General features: G+C 73.8%; 15 protein-coding genes. 6 read left to right on the top strand and 9 right to left on the bottom strand.

What is annotated here, in order from left to right; all coding sequences use genetic code 11:
- Positions 1-167: 167 nt before the first annotated feature.
- Positions 168-1,439 (bottom strand): LCP family protein, encoded by a 1,272-nt coding sequence (locus tag ACFWMZ_RS05175; RefSeq protein WP_383182032.1) that lies wholly within the window; start codon positions 1,437-1,439, stop codon positions 168-170.
- A 119-nt stretch (positions 1,440-1,558) separates the two neighbouring features.
- Here ACFWMZ_RS05175 and ACFWMZ_RS05170 point away from each other — a divergent pair, with 119 nt between their 5' ends.
- Complete coding sequence (locus tag ACFWMZ_RS05170) at positions 1,559-2,113, top strand: acyl-CoA thioesterase (protein ID WP_383182030.1); 555 nt, start codon at positions 1,559-1,561, stop codon at positions 2,111-2,113.
- 61 nt (positions 2,114-2,174) lie between these two features.
- Here ACFWMZ_RS05170 and ACFWMZ_RS05165 read toward each other — a convergent pair whose 3' ends face one another.
- Complete coding sequence (locus ACFWMZ_RS05165; protein ID WP_383199595.1) at positions 2,175-3,539, bottom strand: LCP family protein; 1,365 nt, start codon at positions 3,537-3,539, stop codon at positions 2,175-2,177.
- A gap of 254 nt (positions 3,540-3,793) precedes the next feature.
- Between ACFWMZ_RS05165 and ACFWMZ_RS05160 the strand changes: the two genes are divergently transcribed.
- Positions 3,794-4,843, top strand: a complete 1,050-nt coding sequence (locus ACFWMZ_RS05160) for a glycosyltransferase family 2 protein (protein WP_383182026.1) — start codon at positions 3,794-3,796, stop codon at positions 4,841-4,843.
- A 96-nt stretch (positions 4,844-4,939) separates the two neighbouring features.
- Here ACFWMZ_RS05160 and ACFWMZ_RS05155 read toward each other — a convergent pair whose 3' ends face one another.
- From ACFWMZ_RS05155 to ACFWMZ_RS05140, 4 genes are all read right to left on the bottom strand, one after another.
- Positions 4,940-6,868 (bottom strand): LCP family protein, encoded by a 1,929-nt coding sequence (locus ACFWMZ_RS05155; RefSeq protein WP_383199593.1) that lies wholly within the window; start codon positions 6,866-6,868, stop codon positions 4,940-4,942.
- Positions 6,869-6,949: 81 nt separating this feature from the next.
- A complete protein-coding gene (locus ACFWMZ_RS05150; protein ID WP_383182022.1) occupies positions 6,950-8,776 on the bottom strand; it encodes an LCP family protein in 1,827 nt (608 codons plus the stop codon).
- Between the two features lie 240 nt (positions 8,777-9,016).
- Positions 9,017-10,135, bottom strand: a complete 1,119-nt coding sequence (locus tag ACFWMZ_RS05145; protein WP_383182058.1) for an LCP family protein — start codon at positions 10,133-10,135, stop codon at positions 9,017-9,019.
- Between the two features lie 470 nt (positions 10,136-10,605).
- Positions 10,606-11,358 carry a TIGR03089 family protein gene (locus ACFWMZ_RS05140; protein ID WP_383182020.1) on the bottom strand — a complete coding sequence of 251 codons (753 nt, stop codon included), beginning with the start codon at positions 11,356-11,358 and terminating at the stop codon, positions 10,606-10,608.
- Between the two features lie 128 nt (positions 11,359-11,486).
- Between ACFWMZ_RS05140 and ACFWMZ_RS05135 the strand changes: the two genes are divergently transcribed.
- The 3 genes from ACFWMZ_RS05135 (at position 11,487) to ACFWMZ_RS05125 (ending at position 15,619) form a co-directional block, all read left to right on the top strand.
- Positions 11,487-12,950 (top strand): N-acetylmuramoyl-L-alanine amidase, encoded by a 1,464-nt coding sequence (locus ACFWMZ_RS05135; protein ID WP_383199591.1) that lies wholly within the window; start codon positions 11,487-11,489, stop codon positions 12,948-12,950.
- A gap of 119 nt (positions 12,951-13,069) precedes the next feature.
- Positions 13,070-14,161 (top strand): sugar phosphate nucleotidyltransferase, encoded by a 1,092-nt coding sequence (locus ACFWMZ_RS05130; protein ID WP_383182016.1) that lies wholly within the window; start codon positions 13,070-13,072, stop codon positions 14,159-14,161.
- Positions 14,162-14,572: 411 nt separating this feature from the next.
- Entirely contained in the window at positions 14,573-15,619 is a 1,047-nt protein-coding gene (locus tag ACFWMZ_RS05125; RefSeq protein WP_383182014.1) for a DNA-3-methyladenine glycosylase family protein, read from the top strand.
- Between the two features lie 59 nt (positions 15,620-15,678).
- On the opposite strand, the gene ACFWMZ_RS05120 is transcribed toward ACFWMZ_RS05125, so the two are convergent.
- From ACFWMZ_RS05120 to ACFWMZ_RS05110, 3 genes are read right to left on the bottom strand one after another with little or no spacing between them, the layout of a single operon-like run.
- Positions 15,679-16,983 carry a coenzyme F420-0:L-glutamate ligase gene (locus tag ACFWMZ_RS05120; RefSeq protein ID WP_383199589.1) on the bottom strand — a complete coding sequence of 435 codons (1,305 nt, stop codon included), beginning with the start codon at positions 16,981-16,983 and terminating at the stop codon, positions 15,679-15,681.
- A complete protein-coding gene (gene cofD / locus ACFWMZ_RS05115) occupies positions 16,980-17,936 on the bottom strand; it encodes a 2-phospho-L-lactate transferase (RefSeq protein ID WP_383182010.1) in 957 nt (318 codons plus the stop codon). The genes ACFWMZ_RS05120 and cofD overlap by 4 nt, the downstream gene beginning before the upstream one ends.
- Positions 17,937-17,940: 4 nt before the next feature.
- Positions 17,941-18,453, bottom strand: a complete 513-nt coding sequence (locus ACFWMZ_RS05110; protein ID WP_383199587.1) for a cysteine dioxygenase — start codon at positions 18,451-18,453, stop codon at positions 17,941-17,943.
- A 901-nt stretch (positions 18,454-19,354) separates the two neighbouring features.
- Between ACFWMZ_RS05110 and ACFWMZ_RS05105 the strand changes: the two genes are divergently transcribed.
- Positions 19,355-19,618 carry a WhiB family transcriptional regulator gene (locus tag ACFWMZ_RS05105; protein ID WP_003950432.1) on the top strand — a complete coding sequence of 88 codons (264 nt, stop codon included), beginning with the start codon at positions 19,355-19,357 and terminating at the stop codon, positions 19,616-19,618.
- Positions 19,619-20,380 lie beyond the last annotated feature (762 nt).

Below are 20,380 nucleotides of genomic sequence, written 5' to 3'. Positions count from 1 at the left end.
GCGGTGCAGAACGACCAAGCCTCGGCACAAGGTGTTCACCGACGCCCACCTGACGCGGTTGCCCAGTTCGGCGGCCCCCGACGACACCGCGCCCCAGCTTCAGGCGCTGGGGGCGCGGTGGATGCGCGGGGGAGCCGTACGGGTGAGGAGTGCGGCCCCGGGGTGCGTCAATCCCTGACGGTGACCTTCTCGTCGTTGCGGAGCTGCTGCATCAGCTGGTCCTTCTTGGCCTTGTCCCAGACGAGGTTGCCGCCGTTGGAGCCGGAGATCGGCATGTTCATCGAGGTGCCCTCGCCGCCGGTCAGGCCCTTCATCGCCCAGAACATGCTGGCCAGGTCGAACAGGCCCATGTCCTTGTCGACGACGAGGGTGTCCAGGCCCGCGCCGAGCGTCGGGTAGAGGCGGAACGGGTTCAGCACCGTCGACGGCGTGGCCGCCTGGTCGGCGAGGGTGGCGAGGAACTTCTGCTGGTTCTTCGTCCGGTCCAGGTCGCTGCCGGCGAAGGCGTACCGGGTGCGGACGAAGGCGAGGGCCTGCTGGCCGTCGAGGGTCTGCTTGCCCTTCTGGAAGTCGGCGCCCGACTTCTCGTCCTTGAACGCCTTCGGGATGTCCATCTCGACGCCGCCGAGGGCGTCCACGATGTTGGCGAAGCCGCCGAAGCCGATCTCCGCGTAGTGGTCGATGCGCAGCCCGGTGTTGTACTCGACGGTGCGGACCAGCAGCTCGGGCCCGTCCTCGGCGTAGGCGGCGTTGAGCTTGACGCGGCGGCCCTGCGCCGGGAAGAGCTTGCCGGACTCGGAGCCCTTGAACGACGGGACCTCGACCTCGGAGTCACGCGGGAGGGAGACCATCGTGTTCCCGTTGGACCCGACGTGCAGGATCATCATGGAGTCGGTGCGCTTGCCCTCGGCCGAGCCGGTGCGCAGGCGCTTCTTGTCGTCGTCGGTCATGCCGTCGCGGCTGTCGGAGCCGACGATGAGGTAGTTGGTCCCCTCGCCCTCCTCCGGCCGCTCGATGACCTTGGCGAGGTCGACCTCCCCGCGCAGCTTGGAGCTGGCCCACACGTACGTGCCGACGCTGATCACCAGGGCCGCGACGAGGAAGGTGATGAGGCCCACCTTGACGCGGCGTCCCCAGTCCGGCGCCGGGCGCGGGTCCGCCGGACCGCCGGGCCCGCCCTGGTGGCCGCCGCCCCGGCCCCCGCCGGCACCGCCGCCGTAGACCTGGCCGGTGTTGTAGCCGCTGTCGTAGGTGTCCTGGCCACCCGCCGGGCGGCCGTACCGGGGCTGCGGCGGGACGGTGGTGCGTCCAGGCGCCGCCGGGGGCGGGGCCTGGCGGCGCCGCACGTGCGGAAGGGAGCGGGCGCTCTCGGGTCGGGCGGAGCCGCTGCCCCGCCCGTATCTGGGCTGCTCGTCGCGCCCGGCGGGCCAGTCATTCATGCAGGACAGTGTGCGTCGTCCGGGGGACGCCCAGACAGAGGGGTGCCCGAATCCGGCCAGGGCTGTTGCGAAGCTGATGCATTCGAGCAGGTGAGCGGGTGCGACATACAGTGGGCCCCATGACAGAACCGGCCCGCGGCTCGGAATCGGAGATTCCCGGCAAGCCCACCTCAGCTTCCCGAACGACGCTTTCGCACATCATGACGCACAACGACACCAACCTCCTCGGGACGGTGCACGGTGGCGTGATCATGAAACTGGTGGACGACGCGGCCGGTGCCGTCGCCGGACGCCACTCCGAGGGGCCCGCCGTCACCGCCTCCATGGACGAGATGGCGTTCCTCATGCCGGTCCGGGTCGGTGACCTCCTGCACGTCCGCGCCCAGGTCAACTGGACCGGCCGCTCCTCGATGGAGGTCGGCGTGCGCGTGGTGGCCGAGCGCTGGAACGATTCGACCCCGGCCCAGCAGGTCGGCACCGCCTACCTCGTCTTCACCGCCGTCGACGCCGACGGCAAGCCCCGCCAGGTCCCGCCGGTCGTTCCGGAGACCGAGCGCGACAAGCGCCGCTACCAGGAGGCGCAGATCCGCCGCACCCACCGGCTGGCCCGCCGTCGCGCCATCCTCGACCTGCGCGAGCAGCGCGCCGCCGAGGGGCTCGACGTCGACGACTGAAGCCGGGACGGCCGGGTGGTGACCGTGACCGGTTTCCGCCCTGACGCGGGCGGCGTACGCCTCAGGGGCAGGTGACCTCGTCGCCCCGGACCGCCTCGGTGCGGCCCTCCGGCGGCTCCTCCCCGCGGACCCGCGCGACCTCGGTGAAGTCGGCGCCCACCACGACCCGCAGCGTGCCGCCCTGCCCGGGCACCGCCTTCAGCCGCGCGCCGGGGAAGGCCGCGGCGACCGTACGGGCCGAGCGGTCCCAGCGGGGGTCGTACAGGACGGTGGTGCGGGCGGTGTTCCGGTCGTCGGCGTCGACGGCCTCGCCGCTGGTGCCGAAGCCGGTGGCGCGGAGCTGCCGGTCGACCTTGGCGCCGAGCCCCTGGTGCGGGGTGCCGTTCTCCACCTGGACGCGGATCTGTTCCGGGGGCACGTCCACCACCGTCGCCTTCCGCCCGGCCGTGCGGTGGGCGGCGAGCGGGCGGTCCTCGCGGAGCGCGCCGAAGATCCGCCGGGCCGCCTTCGGCTCCCAGACCAGCGTGGTGCCGATCTTCGGGACCTGGCGGCCCTTCTCCAGCACCGGCACCGAGGTGAACTCGGCGGAGGCCGGGGTGAAGTTCCGCATCGCCTTGCCGAGGTCGAGCATCCGCTCCGTGGTGAAGCCGCTGTCGGCCCGCAGCGACCCCAGCACGGTCCGCGTCACCTCGCGGAACCGCACCGGGTTGAGCAGGACCCCGCTGTCGGTGATCTCGGCGGTGAGCGCGGCGAGGAACCGCTGCTGGCGCTGCATCCTGCTGAGGTCCCCGGTTCCGTCGAGGTGGCGGGAGCGGACGTACTGCAGGGCCTGGCCGCCGTCGAGGCGGTGCGAGCCCGGGGCCAGGTCGAGGCCGGTGTAGGAGTCCTTGAGTGGGCGGACGGTGCAGATCTCCACGCCGCCGACCGCGTCGACGGTCTCCATGAAGCTGGTGAAGTCGACCTCCACGTAGTGGTCGATCTTCACCTCGGTCATCTTCTCGACCGTCCGCACCGTCAGCTGGGGCCCGCCCTCGGCGTACGCCGCGTTCAGCTTGACCGGGTGCGGGCGGTGCTCCTCGCCGGTGGTGCGGTCGGTGTGCGCGGGCATCATCGCGTAGCTGTCGCGCGGCAGGCTGACCACGCTGACCCGGGACCGGTCCGCCGAGAGGTGGAGCAGCATCAGGGTGTCGGTGCAGTGGCAGGGCTTTCCGCCGAGCCGGTACGCCTGGCGCTGCTCGTCGGTGATGGTGTCCCGGCCGTCGGTCCCGGCCAGCAGGATGTTCAGGCCGTTTCCCGCGGCGGGCCGGTTCTTCATGTCCCGGAACGGGTCGACCCGCTCGATCCCGCTGTCCAGCCCCGTCATCACCGCGTGCCCGACCCCGGAGGCGGCGAGCACCGCGACCGACAGGGCCGTCGCCAGCCGCACCCCCCACCGGGGCCGCCGCAGGCGCCCCCGCCCCGGCGGGACGGGCCGCCTGCGGGCGGCGGGGCGAGGGGCGCGGTCTGCGGAGCGGGACGGCGTGGGCACGAGGGGACACCTCCGCGTGGCGGGCACGGGCGGGGGGCAGGGGGCGGGGCGGACAGGGGCGCCCAGCACGGTAAGCAGATATGACTTACGGGCCGGGGAGCGAACCGGTCGGCGCGCGCCCGCGTCCCCCGTTCGCGGTAACGTGACCGCTGATGAACGCCAAGCCCGCGGGGTCCCCGCCCGCCGTATCCGTGATCATGCCGGTGCTCAACGAGGAGCGGCACCTGCGCGGCGCCGTCCGCGCCATCCTCGCCCAGGAGTACGACGGCGAGATGGAAGTGGTGATCGCCCTCGGTCCGTCCACGGACCGCACGGACGAGATCGCCGCCGAGCTGGTCCGCGAGGACCCGCGCGTGCACACCGTGCCCAACCCCACCGGCCGCACCCCCGCCGCGCTCAACGCCGCCATCGGCGCCTCCCGCCACCCGGTCGTGGTCCGCGTCGACGGCCACGGCATCCTCTCGCCCGGCTACATCGCCACCGCCGTGCGGCTGCTGGAGGAGACCGGCGCGCAGAACGTCGGCGGCATCATGCACGCCGAGGGCGAGAACGACTGGGAGCACGCCGTCGCCGCCGCCATGACCTCGAAGATCGGCGTGGGCAACGCCGCCTTCCACACCGGCGGCGAGGCCCAGGAGGCGGACACCGTCTACCTCGGCGTCTTCCGCCGCGAGGCGCTGGAGCGGCAGGGCGGCTACAACACCGAGTTCATCCGCGCCCAGGACTGGGAGCTGAACTTCCGCATCCGCGAGGCCGGCGGCCTCGTCTGGTTCTCGCCCGAGCTGCGCGTCTCCTACCGCCCCCGCCCCTCGGTGCGCGCCCTCGCCAAGCAGTACAAGGACTACGGGCGCTGGCGCCACGTCGTCGCCCGCTACCACTCCGGCTCCATCAACCTGCGCTACCTCGCCCCGCCGACGGCGGTCGTCGCCATCGCGGCCGGGGTCGTGGCCGGCGCCTTCCTCACCCCGTGGGGCTTCGTGATCCCCGGCGGCTACCTCGCGGCGATCACCGCCGGGTCGCTGCCGGCCGGGAAGGGGCTCGGCCTCGGCGCCCGGGTGCGTATCCCGGTGGCGCTGGCGACCATGCACATGTCGTGGGGCTGGGGCTTCCTCACCAGCCCGCGCTCGCTGGCCCGCAAGGTCATCGCCAGCCGCCGCCCGGCCGTCACCACGGACCCGGCCGACACCGCCGACGCGCTCTGACCGACCGGACAAGCCCGTACGCGACGGGGCCGTACCGCCTGTTCCGGCGGTACGGCCCCGTCGCGTACGCGCACACACGGGCGGGCCGCCCCGGGCTCACCAGGTGAAGGCCGGGTCGACCTCCATGCAGGCGGAGTCGTCGGAGCCGTTGAGGGCCTCGGCGGAGTCCGGGGGCTCGTTGTCGCCCTGCTTCGGCTTCGGGAAGGCGTCGCCCTCGGTCCAGTCCGCGCCGACCTCCAGGGTCACCCCGGAGACCTCGGTGGACTTGCGGACCGTGCCCAGCGGCATGCCCAGCGCCTCGGCGACCGACTGGGCGTCGCCCTCCAGCTCGGCGCTGGGGTAGAGGACCGCGGTCTCCTCACGGTTCTCGACCGGGTCCTGGTCGGCCGAGGCGCGAGTGAACCCCGCCTCCGTCAGCAGCGCGACGATCTCCGCGGCCCGGCCGGAGACCGGGGCGGCGACCGGCGAGCCGGTGCTGTTGCGGACCAGGACGCCGATCTCGGCCGGGTCGGCCGCCGGGTCCTCGGAGGTCTCGTCCTTCTCGGGGGAGGGCGAGGCGCCCGGCTCACCCCGGCCGTCCAGCGCGATGTCCTCGCGGACCAGCCGGAACAACTGCTCGGCGTCGTCGGGCTTCGGCTCCACCCGGTTGCGGTCCGAGGGGGACCAGACCCACGGCATCGTCGCCATGGTGGTCCGGTTGGGCGCGACCTCCTTCAACTCCTCGGCCAGCGCGTACAGGTCGGCGACCGAGGCGAGCTCCTCGTCGACGGTCAGCGCCTCGGTGGCCTTCTCGGCGAGGTTGCGGAGCCTGTTGGGGCTGCTCAGCCCGGTGTTCTCACGCAACTCCCGCACCAGGGAGTTCATGTACATGTGCTGGGCCTTGGCCCGGGCGATGTCCGAGCCGTCCCCGAAGCCGTAGCGGGTACGCAGCCAGGCGAGGGCGTCCTCGCCCTTGATCTCCGTGGTGCCCTTCTTGAGCTTGAGGCCGGAGCCCTTGCCGTCGGAGGTCCGCGAGTGCAGGTTGGCGTCGACGCAGACCGGGACGCCGCCTATCGCGTCCGCCATCGAGACCACGCCCGCGAAGTCGACCATCATGAAGTGGTCGATCCGGATGCCGGTCAGCTCCTCCCAGGTCGCCACCGTGCAGCCGGGGCCGCCGCGCGTCAGCGTCTGGTTGGTCATCCGGGTGCCGACGGTCGCCGGGTAGACCTTGCCGGTGTCCGGGTCGGTGCACTCCGGGACCTTCACGAGGGTGTCCCGGGGCATGCTGATCACCGACATGTTGCTGCGGTCGGCCGAGAGGTGGAGCAGCATCTGCACGTCGGCCAGGGCCGGGCCGCCGAAGGTCTCGCGGGCGCCGCCGAGCCGCTGGTTCTCCTCGGAGTCGCGGGCGTCCGAGCCGATCAGCAGGATGTTCAGCGGCGTCTGCCCGGCCGCGTTGGGCGTCGGCTCGGGGGCGCGGGACTTGCCGATGTGCAGCGGCTTGCGGTCCAGGTTGTCGTTGAGGTGCTGGTAGTAGAACCAGCCGGCCGTGCCCGCCGCGACCAGGGTCAGCGCCAGCCCGGCCGCCGTCCAGGCGAGGATGCGCCTGCGGCGCCGACGCCGCCCGGGCTTGGCGGGGGCGCCGGCTTCCGCCGGGGCGCCGTCCGGCTCGCTCTCCGGCTGGGCGTCCGGGGCGGTGCCGCTGGGGTCCGCCTGGGCCTGGGCGTCCGCCGCCTCGCCCGCTCCGGGTCTGCGGCGGCCCGGGCCCGGCTGCTCGGGTACCCCGGCGCTGCCGGGCGCCTCGGCGGCCCTACCGGACGCGCCGGAGGGCCGGTCCGGTTCGTCGGGGTCCTCGGGCTCGGCCTCCCCCTCCCGGTCCGCCGTCCCGCCGTCACCGGCGCCCCGCTGCCCGGGGACCTTGGCCCGCCCGGTCTCCACGGCGCCGCCCGCCTCCCGGCCCTCGTACAGTCCCTCGTCCCACCCCAGCGCCCCGGCGGGGTCCTGGTCCCGTTCGGGACCGCCCTCCGACCGTGAACCGCCCATGTCGTGCCCTCCCCACCCTGCACCGCACGCCCGAGAGCCGCCCCGGCCGTGGTGAGCGGCCGGGGCGGATGCGACGGTGGATCACTTGGCGCAGACGGTCTTGTCCGCGCTGACCTTCTTCACGTCCTTCGGGGCTTCCTTCGGGGCGACGAGCGGGATGCCCGCGCCCTTGAAGTCGCGGCCCAGTGTGAGCTTGACCGCCGGAAGGCCCTGAGAGTTGCTCACCGATTCGCCCGGCTTCAGCGCGGAGGCCGGCAGGCCCATCAGGTCGGCGAGCTTGCGGGCCTGCGGGGCCTCCTCCTCGCCGTACTCCACGGTGGTCTTGGCGAGTTCCTCCGGGGCGTTGCCCAACTGCGTGGACTTCAGGACGCCCTGGGAGTTCTGCAGCCAGCTCAGCGTGGTCTGCGCCGACCCGGTGGCCGCGCCGCCGTTGTACACGTCGACCCGGACCTCGGAGGCGTCCGCGCGCTCACCCTTCAGCCGGGCCGCGACCGCCGCCTTCTCCTTCTTCTCCTTCTTCTTCACCGCCGTGAACGAGACGTCCTCGCGGACCATCTGGAAGACGGACTGGGCCTTCGCCTCCTCCAGCACCACGGTCGCCTTGACCACCTCGTCCGGGTTGTCCACGACCGGGACGGTGGTGAACGTCAGGTTCTTCGGGTCGAGCTTGCCGAGCTCCATACCGAGGTCGCGGAGTTTGGAGATGTCGGCCAGCGTCGAGTCGACGGTCAGCGCCTTGGTGCCCGCCTCGGCGAGGGAGAACATCTTGGTGGGACTGGTCAGGGTGTCGTTCGAACTGAGCTTCCGCATCAGCGAGCTGAGGAACTGCTGCTGGATCTCGATCCGGCTGAGGTCGCCGCCGAAGCCCACCGAGTGCCGGGTGCGGACGAAGGCCAGCGCCTCCTCGCCCTCGATGGTGTGCGTGCCCTTGGACAGCTTCAGGTGCGAGTCCGGGTCGTCGATGTCCTTGGCGAGGCAGACATCGACGCCGCCCACGGCCGTGGTGAGGGTCTTCACCGCGTTGAAGTCGGCCACCATGAAGTGGTCCATCTTGATGCCGGTCAGCTCGGCGACGGTCCGCATGGTGCAGCTGGGGGTGCGGTCGTTCTGGCCGAGGCTCTCGTTGAACCGGACGTTCTGCTGGCCGGGGATGACCTTGCTGGTGCCGTCCTCCTGCTGGGTGGGGCAGTCCGGGATGTCCGTCTTCAGGTCGCGCGGGATGCTGAGCGCGGTCGCGTTGGTGCGGTCCTTGGAGACGTGCAGGATGAACGTGGTGTCCGCGTGGCCGGGGCTGTCGTTGTCGCCGTAGCCCTGGTTGCCCTCGCCGCTGCGCTTGTCGGTGCCGATCAGCAGGACGTTGATGGCCCGGTCCTTGCTGAAGCCGCCGGTGCCCGCGCCGTCGTCGCCGACCGAGTTGATGTTGTCCTTCAGGTGCTCCAGGTAGGCGTAGGCGGAGGCGGCCAGTGCCACCATCACGAAGGCCAGCACGCCGCCGGTCCACAGGAGCGCCTTCTTCTTGCCGCCCTTCTTCTGCTTCTGGCCGCGCCCCTTGCGGCCGCCCGCACGCCGCGCCGCGGCACGGCCCGGCGGCGGCTCGGGCTCGGCGCCCCGGCGCCTGCGCTGCCCGGGGACCGTCTCGCGGGACGGGCGGGACTCGGTGTCCCGGTCGTGCCCGGGCTCGCGGTCGCGAGGAGCGGGGCGGCGGGAGCGTTCCCCGTCAGGACCGCTCTGCGAGCGCTCACGGTCGGGAGCCTGGCGGGAGCGCGGAACGGAGCCCCGCCGCCCATTGCCCGGCGGTCGCCCATCGGAAGGGCTCAGTCGCAATTCGTAATCGCCGGTTTCCGGGTTGAGCACCCACTGGTCTGCGGGGTCGATATTCTCCGCCCGCCCACGGCCTTGCGCGTCCACGGTTGTCCGAATCCTCCGTCAGGGCCACGCGGCGCCTCGGGTCCCCTCCCCGCAAGACGCTCAGTCGGTCGGTCCGTCAGTCCCCGGCGGCCTGGTCGGGCTCGCCGGATCGCTCACACTATCCGGCCTCTTCCGGCTTGGGCGACGGCGGTGAGGCATTGCATGTTGCTTACAAGTGGGCATTACGGCGCAATCCCGTGCGCTGTTCCACGGTATTGAGTGGTCTTTTACCCGCCGGAATCATTCACAGGCGGAACGGGCCGCGCTATTACCGCTGAAGGTCGGATCCGGAACGGGCGTCCGGCTCGCTTCCGGGATGCCCGGAGGGGCCGGCGGCGGTGTCGTGCCGGTCGGGCCCGTGCCCGTGGGGCCGGCGGAGGGCGTAGGGCTCCCGGAGGCGCTGGGGCGCGGGGCGACAGGTACCGGTTCGTCCTCACGCAGCAGGGTGAAGAGTTCACTCGCCGCGGGCTCCACGAGCTGGTCACGATTGGGGTCCCCGGCGTAGGCCTCGCGCGGAACGGTCAGGAACCGTACTTCTTTGGTGGGGATGTTCCGCATGGAGCGCACCAGGTCGTACAGGTCGAGCAGGGAGGCGATGCCCGGGTCGGTGGTCAGGGAGGAGGTGGCCGCGTCGAGCAGGGGGTAGAGCTTGCCCGGGTTGAGCAGGACGCCGTTGCTCTGCACCTTGGCCACCAGCGCCCCGAGGAACTGCTGCTGGCGCTCCATCCGGTCGGTGTCGCTGCCGTCGCCGAGACTCTTGCGGGCGCGGACGTAGCCGAGCGACTGCTCGCCGTTGAGGGTGTGTTCGCCCGCCGGGAGCCGGACGTGGGCGTCCTTGTCGTCCATCGGCTGCTTGAGGCAGATCCGCACCCCGTCGACGGCGTCGACCATCCGCTTGAACCCCTGGAAGTCCACCACCATGTGGTGGTCCACCCGGATCCGCGTCATCCGCTCGACCGTCCGGATGGTGCACGCCGTCCCGCCGTAGGAGTACGCGTAGTTGAACTGCGCCGTGCGCGCCGGGGCGGAACGCCCGTCGGCGCCGCGGCAGGAGGGGATGTCCACCATCAGGTCACGGGGGATCGACATGGCGGTGGCGCTGCGCCGGTCGGCCGCCAGGTGGAGCAGGATCACGGTGTCCGAGCGCTGGCCCCGGGCGGCGCCGTACCGGCCGTTGCCCTGCCCGGCGCGGGTGTCGGAGCCGACCATCAGGATGTTGAGCGCGCCCGGCTTCGAGGGGAGCGGCCGCTCCTTCTCGTGCCGCTCCAGCTCCGCGATCACGGCGTCGTCCCGGGTGATGTTCCCCTGGAGCCGGTCGTAGAGCGTCCACGCGCCGAACCCGGCGCCGACCAGCGCCACCACCGTCCCGGCCGCCGTCCACCACACCCAGCGCCGCCGCGGGAACGAACGGGCCGGGGGCCGGGCGCGGCCGGTGCGCGGGCCCCAGCGGGCGTCCCGGCCGTCCGCCGGTCCGTCACGCTGGGCCGCGCCCGCCCTGCCGTCCGGGCCGCCCCCGCTCCCGGGTCCTCGCTCGCCGCCGCGCGTTGCCTCGGGGCCCTGTTCCTCGTCGCCGGGCGGGCCCGCGCGGTCCGTCACGTCGGCCACCACCCTCCGTCTCGGTGCGGCGCCCGCAGGGGGAAGATGCGGGCGCCCTCCCCCTGACGACATCACCCCCTGGCCCGCGGGGCGCGCGGGCCAGGGGGTGAGGTGGGCCGTACGGGTGAGCGCGGGCCCCGGCGCGGTGACGGCGGACGAGCGCCGGTTTCCCTCGGGGAGGGACGGCGCTCGACCGTGGACGTGCCCCGCCCCGGAGGCCGGCGGCGCTGCACTCAGAGCAGGGTGAGCCCCACCCGCTCGTCGTCGACCCGGCGGGCCAGCCCCTCCTCGGAGAGCCGGCCGGCGTTGCGGCACAGCACCACCGAGCCGCCCGCCGCCAGCGGTGCGTACACCCCCGCCGCCAGGCCCTGCCAGTCGTCCCAGCCGAGCCCGGTCAGCACCCGGTCGCCCGGGCCGAGGCCGAGGCGGGCCGCCTCGGCGCGGGCCTCCTCGACCAGTTCGACGCCGGTCAGTTCGCGGCCCGCCACGGACAGCGCCGGCTCGTCGGGCGCCACCGGGGCGAAGGGGGCGAACCGGTCGCCCTGCCCCGGCACCTCCACGGCGTAGTCGGCGAAGCCTTCGGGAGCGTGCGGGAACCGCCCGCCCAGGGGGCGCAGCGCCAGCGCGATCCGCTCGCCCGGACAGGCGCGCGCCGCCTGAAGGGTGTCGGGGCCGCTCACCACCAGGTCGGCCGCGGCCGGGTCGCCGCCGACCTCGGCGACGACGCCGGTCGAGTGGCAGGCGAGCAGCCAGACGGCGGTCTGCCAGTGCGGCGGGAGCAGCAGCGCGAGCCGGTCGCCGGGCTCGGCGGAGAGGTCGCCCTGGAGCAGGTTGGCGGTCTTGGCCACCCAATTGGCGAAGGTGGCGACGGAGAGTTCGACGCGCTCACCCGTCGCGTCGTCGTAGAAGGTCACCAGCGGGCGGGCCGGATCGGCGGCGAGCGCGGATCGCAGCAGGTCGGCGGGGGTGCGGTCGTTGGCGTTCACGCGCGCAAGCGTACGCGGGGCGTGGGGGGTGGAGAGCGGCGCCGGAGCGCGGTGGCGGTGGCGACACGCCGACACACCGTCAAGTCACGCATGGACAGGTTTGCTCCGTTATGCGGACGATCAGCTGTATGCGTGGATTCCTTCCTTCCTCGATCGGCGTGGCCTGCGCGGCCGTCCTGGCCCTGCCCGCCGCCCTGCCCTCCGGAGCCCTCGCCGCGACCCCTGGCCACCCCCGGGCCGGCGCGGCTGACACCTCGACCGGCGCCCGTCCCCCCGCCGCCGCCCCCCTCCCGTCGCCCGGCGCACGGGCCCTCCCGGCCGCCGACGGAGCGGTCCCCGGCAGCACCCAGTCCCTGCCGCTCCCCGCCACCGCCGACCGCTCGGCCGCACCCGGCGAAGCGCCGGGCGAACGGGCCCTGACCCCGCGTGAGGTCCGGCCGTTCTCGCTGGTCGGCGTGGTCTGGGAGGACCCCGACGCCCACCTGGAGGGCCGGGTCCAGGTCCGTACCCGCTCCATCGCCACCGGCGCCTGGTCCGGCTGGCAGGAGCTGGAGACCCACCACGACGACCACGGAGCCGACCGCTCCACCCCCGAGGGGGCAGGCGGCCGCGGTGCCACCGCGCCCCTGTGGGTGGGCCGTTCGGACGCCGTCGAACTGCGGGTGACCGCCCGCGACGGCCACCGCCACCAGGGCGTACGCACCACCGACACGCTGCCCGAGGGGCTGCGCCTGGACCTGGTCGACCCCGGGGAAACGCCCCCCGAGGACGCCGAGCCGACGCCCGGCGCGCGCCCTGTCGCGGCCGCCGAGTCCGGCGGGGCCAACGCCCCGCTCCACGCTCCCGAGGCGGAGCAGGCGGTCCTGCCCGAGCTGACCCGCGAGGAGACGCTCGCCGAGCTGGCGGCGGCCCGCGCCGCCGAGGAGGAGACTCCCGGGACGCCGGGCGCGCAGGGCGCCGCCGGGCCGGAGCAGCGCGCCCAGCCGTTCGTGGGCCCGCGCCCGAAGATCGTCACCCGCAAGGGGTGGGGCGCCGACGAGAAGCTGCGCGAGAAGGAGTTCGCGTACACCGGCGCCGTGAAGGCGGCCTTCGTCCACCACAGCGCCACCGGCAACAACTACACCTGCGCCGAGGCGCCCTCCGTCATCCGCGGTATCTACCGCTACCACACTAAGAGCAGCGGCTGGCGCGACCTCGGCTACAACTTCATGGTCGACAAGTGCGGCACCGTCTACGAGGGGCGGGCCGGCGGCGTCGACAAGGCCGTCCTCGGCGCCCACACCCTCGGTTTCAACAGCAACAGCACGGGCATCGCCGTTCTGGGAAGCTACAGCAGCGCCGAACCGCCCAAGACGGCGGTGAACGCGGTGGCCCAGCTGACCGCCTGGAAACTCGGCCTGTCCGGCGCCGACCCCAAGGGGAAGGTCACGCTCACCTCGGCCGGCAGCAACCTGTACGCGAAGGGCAAGAAGGTGAGCCTGCACGTCATCTCCGGCCACCGGGACGGCTACTCCACCGAATGCCCGGGCGTCCGCCTCTACGGCAAGCTCGGCACGGCGCGTTCGGCCTCCGCCAAGCTCCAGGGGCGCTGAGCAGGGCTTCGCCCGGCGAGCACGCCGGGGCCTGGGAATGGGGCGTGCCGCACCGGTCTGCATAGACTGGCCGGCCGAAAGACAGTTCGGCCGGCCCCGGCAGGAAGCAGAGACGCACAGTGACTCAGGCCCCAGAAGCGATCCTCCTGGTGGGCGGCAAGGGCACCCGGCTCCGGCCGCTCACGGCCCGCACGCCGAAGCCGATGGTGCCCGCCGCGGGCGTCCCCTTCCTCACCCACCAGCTGGCCCGCGCCCGCGCCGCCGGTGTCGAGCACGTCGTGATGGCCACCTCCTACCTCGCCGAGGTCTTCGAGCCGTACTTCGGTGACGGCTCCGACCTCGGGCTCCACCTGGAGTACGTCACCGAGGAGGAGCCCCTCGGCACCGGCGGCGCCATCCGCAACGTCGCCCACCGGCTCCACTCGGGACCCGACGACCCGGTCCTCATCTTCAACGGCGACATCCTCACCGGGCTCGACATCCCGGCCCTGGTCGCCACCCACCAGGAGAGCGGCGCCGACGTCTCCCTCCACCTCAGCCGCGTCGAGGACCCGCGCGCCTTCGGGCTGGTCCCCACCGACGAGGCCGGGCGCGTCCTCGCCTTCCTGGAGAAGCCGCAGACGCCCGAGGAGATCGTCACCGACCAGATCAACGCCGGGGCGTACGTCTTCCGCCGCTCCGTCATCGACACCATCCCCACCGGACGCCCGGTCTCCGTGGAGCGCGAGACCTTCCCCGGGCTGCTGGAGAGCGGGGCGCACCTCCAGGGCATGGTCGACTCCACCTACTGGCTCGACCTCGGCACCCCGCAGGCCTTCGTACGGGGCTCCGCCGACCTGGTCCTCGGGCGGGCGCCCTCGCCCGCCGTGCCCGGGCGGCGAGGGGAGTTCCTGGTCCTCGACGGGGCGGAGGTCGCGGCCGACGCGAAGCTCTCCGAGGGGACCGTGGTGGGGGCCGGCGCCTTCGTCGGTGCCGGGGCGCGGGTCGCCGGGTCCACCGTTCTGGACGGCGCGTACGTCGGCGAGGGCGCGGTCGTCACCGACTCGCTGATCGGCGCCGGGGCGCGGGTCGGGGCTCGCACCCAGGTCACCGGGGCCGTCGTCGGCGACGGGGCCGACGCCGGCGCCGACAACGAACTCCGCGACGGCCTCCGCCTCTGGTGCGACGCCGTCCTGCCGGACGGGGCTGTGCGGTTCTCACCTGACCGGTGAGCTTGCCCGCGCGGCGGGGCTGGGTCGGGGTGGCCTCAAGCGCCGGCCGGGTTGCTCTTTGGCCTCAGGCGCCGGCCGGGCTGCTCTATGGCCTCAAGCGCCGGCCGGGCTGGGATTCGGCTCGGCTGGGTGGTCACCTTCAGCTCACCGATGGCTCAAGCCCAGACCGGGCTGAATTCAGCCCGGCCGGCGCTTGAGGCCGTTTTTGAGCCGGGCCGGCGTCTGAGGCCATGGTCAGCCCGGCCGGCGCCTGAGGCCGTTTTTGAGCCCGGCCGGCGTTTGAGGCCATCTGTGACAGGGGTCGCACGGACTCGCAACGCTCCGGCGGAGCAGCCCAGTCCAGCCCGGCCGGCGCTCAAGGCCACCCCTGGCCCAGCCCCGGCAGCCGGGCCGACCAGTACGCTCTGCCGCATGGCAGGACGTTTCCCCCCGAGGCCCCGTACCCCGTACGGGCAAGGCACCCCCCGCCCCGGGGCGGAGCCCGACCCCACGGGCGCCCGAGCCTTCCGCGCGGCCACGCGCACCCGCACCGCGGCCAGGCCCATGGCCCCGGCACGCACCCGGACCTGGACCCCGCCCTACCCCCTGGACCTCGGCCTGGTCCTGGGCGTCCTGCGCCGGGGCCCGGGCGACCCGGCGTTCCGGTTGACCCAGGACCGCGCCGTGTGGCGGGCCAGCCGCACCCCGGAGGGCCCGGCCACCCTCAGGGTCGCGATGCGCGCGGGGACGGCGGAGGCGACCGCCTGGGGCCCGGGCGCCGACTGGTTCCTGGACCGGCTCCCGGAGCTGCTGGGCGCCGCCGACACCCCGGAGGCGTTCGCGCCCCGCCACCGCCTGGTGGCCGACTCGGCCCGTCGCAGCCCCGGCCTGCGGCTGACCTGTACCGGCTTGGTGCTGGAGTCCCTGATCCCCTCGGTCTTGGAGCAGAAGGTCACCGCCGACGAGGCGTACCGCGCCTGGCGCCGCCTGTTGACCCGGCACGGCGAACCGGCCCCCGGCCCCGCCCCGGAGCGGATGGCCGTCATGCCCGGCCCCCGCGCGTGGGCGCTCATCCCGTCCTGGGAGTGGCACCGCGCCGGCGTCGACGACAAGCGCGCCGCGACCATCCTGCGCGCCGTCCGCCTCCACTCCCGCCTGGAACGGGCCGCCGGCCTCGCCCCCGAGGCGGCCGCCGCGCTCCTGGAGGCGGTCCCGGGCATCGGTCCCTGGACTTCCGCCGAGGTGGTTCAGCGCACCCACGGCGCCCCCGACGCGGTCACCACCGGCGACCTCCACCTGCCGGGCATCATCGGTTACGCCCTGACCGGCGACCGGAGCACCGACGACGAGGCCATGCTGGAACTGCTCGCCCCGTACGCCGGGCACCGCCATCGGGCGGCCCGCCTCATCCTGCTCGCGGGCCGCGTCCCCCCGCGCCGGACACCGAAGATGCCGTACAGCGACATCTCGCGACTCTGAGCGGCGAGCCCGCCCGGGAGCGGGCGGAAACCGGTTCCGTACGAGCCGGAGCAGCCCCCCTAGCGCACCGTCAGGAAGGTCTCCGCGTCCCGGCCCGGCCGTGCGGCGGGCGGGGCGGCGGCGCGGCCGACGGCGACGGCGCCCATCGGGTCCCAGGAGCCGGGGAGGTCCAGCACCTCGCGGACCACGTCGCGGCAGAACATGGTCGAGGAGACCCAGGCCGAGCCGAGCTGCTCACCGGCGAGCGCGACGAGGAAGTTCTGCACCCCGGCCCCGGCGGCGACCACGAACATCTCGCGTTCGGCGGCGGCCCGGCGGGCGTCCGGGTAGGTGTGGGAGCCGTCCATGACCAGGCAGGGGACCACCAGGTACGGCGCGTTGCGCAGGACGTCGCCGCGGCGGACCCGCTTGGCGATCGACTCCTCGCTCTTGCCGTCCCGGCGCAGATCGGCGATCCAGGCGTCGCGCATCGCGTCGAGCAGCCGGGTGCGGGAGGCGGTCGACTCCAGCAGGACGAACCGCCACGGCGTGGTGTGGTGCGGCGCGGGCGCGGTGACGGCGGCCGCGACGGCGCGGCGGACCGCGCCGGGGTCGACCGGCTCGTCGGTGAAGGAGCGGACCGTCCGCCGCAGCGTGACCGCCTCGCGGACCGCCTCGGAGGTGCCCAGCCGGAACATGTCGTCGGCCGCGCCGCGCACCAGCTCCCGCGCGCCCGGCCCGTCCCCACCGCCGACCAGCGCGCCGAGCCCGCTGACCACGGCGACCGGCAGCCCCTCGGACTTGCCCTTCACCAGGTCCCCGGCGGCGGCCAGTTCGTCGGCGAGGGCGACGACGGTGGCGTGCAGCGGGTTGCCGTGGGCGTCGGTGCCGCCGCGCAGGTCGTCCAGGACGCGGACCCCGGCGGAGCCGATCGCCACGTCGGTCAGGCCGTTGCGCCAGGGCCGCCCGAAGGTGTCGGTGACGACCACGCCCACGTCCACGCCGAGGGTGTCGGCGATCCCGGAGCGGATGGCGCGGGCCGAGGCGTCCGGGTCCTCGGGGAGCAGCAGCACCGTCCCGGCCGGGGTGTTGGAGGCGTCGACCCCGGCGGCGGCCATGATCAGGCCCTGCCGGTTCTCCACGATGCGCAGGGCGCCGCGCCGGGCGACGACCCGGACGGTCTCGGCGTCGATGGCGGCCTCGCGGGAGTCGGCGGCGAGCACCCGGCCCTCCGCCTTGGAGACGATCTTCGAGGTGACCAGGACGATGTCGCCGTCGGCGAGGCCGGGGTCGGCCGCCGCGATCAGCTTGGCGAGGTCGTCGCCCTCGCCGACCTCGGGCAGCCCGGGCACCGCCCGGACCTGGAAGGCGGGAGCGGTGCTCACGCGCGGACCTCCTCGGCCAGGGCGAGCGCCTCGCGGGCCATGGCGGCGGTGGCGTCCAGGTCGGTCATCATCAGCGGCACCGCGCGGCAGCGGATGCCCGCCCGCTCGACCTCGGCGACCGCCGCCGTGTCGGCGCTGTCGACCAGCCAGCCGTCGAGCAGCCCGGAGCCGTAGTGTCCGGCGACGGCCGCCGCGGTGGTCTCGACGCCGATCGCGGAGAGCATCTTGTCGGCCATGCCGCGCACCGGGGCGCCGCCGACGATGGGGGAGAGGCCGACCACCGGCACGCCCGCGTCGGCGATGGCCTCGCGGATGCCGGGCACGGCGAGGATGGTGCCGACGCTGACCACCGGGTTGGACGGCGGGAAGAGCACCACGTCGGCCTCGGCCAGCGCGTCGAGCACGCCGGGCGCGGGCTTGGACTGCTCGGCGCCGACCGGGACGACGGCCAGCGCGTCGACGGAGGCCCGCAGCCGCACCCAGTACTCCTGGAAGTGGACCGCGCGCCGCTCCCCGTCGAGGTCGACGGCGACATGCGTCTCGACCCGGTCGTCGGTCATCGGCAGCAGCCGCACCCCGGGCTGCCACCGCTCGCAGAGCGCCTCGGTGACGGCGGAGAGCGGATAGCCCGCGCCGAGCATCTGGGTGCGCACGATGTGCGTGGCGAAGTCCCGGTCGCCGAGGCCGAACCAGTCGGGACCGACGCCGTACGCCTTCAGTTCGTCCTTCACCTGGAAGGTCTCGTCGGTCCGCCCCCAGCCCTGTTCCTCGTTGATGCCTCCGCCGAGGGTGTACATGACCGTGTCGAGGTCGGGACAGACCTTCAGGCCGAAGAGGTGGATGTCGTCACCGGTGTTGCCGATGACGGTGATGTCCGCGTCCGGGGCCGCGGCCTTGAGACCGCGAAGAAACCGGGCGCCGCCGATGCCGCCTGCCAGAACCACAATGCGCATGGGCTCAGTGTGTCAGGCGTGCCTGTCCGCCGGCCGCGGTGGTCGCGGCCCGCTCCAGGGTCCGCACCGGCATGCTCGTCAGTCCGGGGAAGTAGACGTGGAGGCTGACGGCGGGCTCCAGCGCGTCGTTGACCACCTCGTGGGCGTGGCCGGGGGCGATGACGCGGTGCCGGCCGGGGCGCAGTACGTCCCGGCCGCCGGGCGTGTGTTCGGTGAGGGTCCCGTCGAGGACGGTCATGACGCCGGCGGAGCGCCCGTGGTCGTGGGCGCCGCTGCCCTGCCCGGGGAGCCAGGAGAGCAGCCACACCTCGTAGCCGGGTCCGGTCTCGAGCCGGTGGTACCAGCGGCTGGTCGGGTCGTACGCGACGAGGGGCGCCCAGCGGGTGCGGTCGGCGGCGACGGTCCGGGCGAGCCGGACGAACCCGGCGACGGTGCTCGGGTGCTCGGGTGCGGGCTGCAGCAGGTGCTGCACTTCCAGCAGGTCTCCGGCGATCTGGAGGTCGCTGTCCTGGTTCATGGTGCGGGGGTTCCTCGGCGGGGAGAGGCGAGCGGTCGGCCGCTCGCCGGTGGGCGCGGGGGAGTGGGGAGGGGAGGACGCCTGCGGGGCGGCCGGTGCGGGGTGGGCGGGGCCGGGGCGTACCACGCCGGGGTGCGGCGTACGGGGGACGGCCGGTGCCACCGGGCCGGGGTGCGGCCGGGCGCGGACCGGCGGTCCGGGGTGCGGTACGGGGGTGCTGCGCGGGTCGGCCCGTGGTGGGCGGCCGGTGCGGTCAGCGGCAGGCGTGGCCGGCGGGGCGACAGCCGGCGGCGGAGGGACAGAGGCTCCGCGGACAGGGCTCGCAGATGTGGGCAGCGTCGATGGAGCCGACAGGGCGGGTCCAGGAAAGCGCCGAATTCGCGAGCATGCCCCACAGGACACCGGCTGACACCCGCGATGTCAACTCATGGTCCGGATTGTGGCAAATGTTTCACCACATCCGGTTGTCCGGCCGGAAGAAAGGTTTGTGCACGGCCGGTCCGGGACACACGGCGCACCAGGTCGAGTCTGGATCGGCACGGTGAGCGCCGTTGTCATCCTGTGACCGCGCTGTGATCAAGTTCGCTTCGGCGGCGCTCGCGCAACGCGGTCCCCAAGGGTGGCGTCCCTCCTGTCGGAGGGGGGTGCGGGAAGGGCCTCCGGAGGCCGTGTGGAAGCGGATTTTCCGCCTCCTGCGCCACTGGGTGACGGAAAAGGTACGGGTTTAGGACGATTTGTACACTTACCGCGAAGGCTTGGTTCCGCAGAGTGAATAAGGGGCTCAATAGCAGATCCCGGCTTGACTCGCCCGGATCGGCGCACCTGTAATTTCACTCGTGTCGCCCGGCCGGAACCGGTAACGACAGCATCACGGGGACATAAAGACAGACGAGGGGCGCTAATGACCGAGCTGTTCGAACAACTGCTGGTCGAGGAAGCGGACGAAGAACTCGGCTGGCAGGAGCGCGCACTCTGCGCCCAGACCGATCCCGAGTCCTTCTTCCCCGAGAAGGGCGGCTCCACCCGTGAGGCCAAGAAGGTCTGCCTCGCCTGTGAAGTCCGTTCGGAATGCCTCGAATACGCGCTCGCCAACGATGAACGCTTCGGTATCTGGGGCGGCTTGTCCGAGCGCGAGAGGCGGCGCCTGAAGAAGGCCGCCGTCTGACCTGGGCCCCAGCGCCCGGCCCGCCCCACGCGGGCCCGCACGACCTGTACGCGCCCGCCCGGCGCGTACGACCGCGAGATCGTACGGCCCGGTCCGTACACCCCGAGGCCCCGGCCCCCAGCCGCCGCCCCGCCACCGCGAACCCCGCCCGCGCCGTCCCTCCGCGAGCAGGACCCCCAGCGCCGACCGCCGACCACCCAACCGGCCGGCCCTCGGCCCCGGCCCCCGAGCGGAGCGCCCGTCCCAGCGCTCCGCCGCCGCCACACCCCCAGCCCACCGCGCCCGCTCCGGCCCACCCGAGCCGGCTCGGGCCCCACCCAAGCCGGCTCACCGAGCCCACCCAGTCACACCCTCGGGCCCACCCAGGCCCGCTTCGGGCCTCCTTCGGCCCGCCCATGCCTGCTTCGGGCCCACCCAGGCCCGCTTCGAACCCGCCGGGCGCTTGGAGCCCGCCAGCCACGCCCTCCAGCCCGGCCGGCGCTTGAGGCCACAACAGCCCGGCCGGCGCTTGAGGCCAATGGGAGCCCGGCCGGCGTTTGAGGCCATCAGTGACCTCAGGCACCACCACCAGTCACCTCACTACCCACCCCGAGCCCGCCAAACTCAGCCCGGCCGGCGTTTGAGGCCACATCCAGCCCGGCCGGCGCTTGAGGCCACAACAGCCCGGCCGGCGCTTGAGGCCAATGGGAGCCCGGCCGGCGTTTGAGGCCAGGAGCCAGGCCCACTCGGGGGCCACCCCAACTCCGCCCCGAGGCACCCCCC

It is taken from the genome of Streptomyces sp. NPDC058373, assembly GCF_042723275.1.
Lineage (GTDB): Bacteria > Actinomycetota > Actinomycetes > Streptomycetales > Streptomycetaceae > Streptomyces.
Note: the sequence above shows the minus strand (reverse complement) of the source record. Positions and strands in the feature narration are given on the sequence as shown.

Bases quoted from the DNA above. Each gene is read 5' to 3' on its own strand.
- ACFWMZ_RS05175 (WP_383182032.1), bottom strand. From the start codon at position 1,439: ATGAATGACTGGCCCGCCGGGCGCGACGAGCAGCCCAGATACGGGCGG.
- ACFWMZ_RS05170 (WP_383182030.1), top strand. From the start codon at position 1,559: ATGACAGAACCGGCCCGCGGCTCGGAATCGGAGATTCCCGGCAAGCCC.
- ACFWMZ_RS05160 (WP_383182026.1), top strand. From the start codon at position 3,794: ATGAACGCCAAGCCCGCGGGGTCCCCGCCCGCCGTATCCGTGATCATG.
- ACFWMZ_RS05155 (WP_383199593.1), bottom strand. From the start codon at position 6,868: ATGGGCGGTTCACGGTCGGAGGGCGGTCCCGAACGGGACCAGGACCCC.
- ACFWMZ_RS05135 (WP_383199591.1), top strand. From the start codon at position 11,487: ATGCGTGGATTCCTTCCTTCCTCGATCGGCGTGGCCTGCGCGGCCGTC.
- ACFWMZ_RS05125 (WP_383182014.1), top strand. From the start codon at position 14,573: ATGGCAGGACGTTTCCCCCCGAGGCCCCGTACCCCGTACGGGCAAGGC.
- cofD (WP_383182010.1), bottom strand. From the start codon at position 17,936: ATGCGCATTGTGGTTCTGGCAGGCGGCATCGGCGGCGCCCGGTTTCTT.
- ACFWMZ_RS05110 (WP_383199587.1), bottom strand. From the start codon at position 18,453: ATGAACCAGGACAGCGACCTCCAGATCGCCGGAGACCTGCTGGAAGTG.
- ACFWMZ_RS05105 (WP_003950432.1), top strand. From the start codon at position 19,355: ATGACCGAGCTGTTCGAACAACTGCTGGTCGAGGAAGCGGACGAAGAA.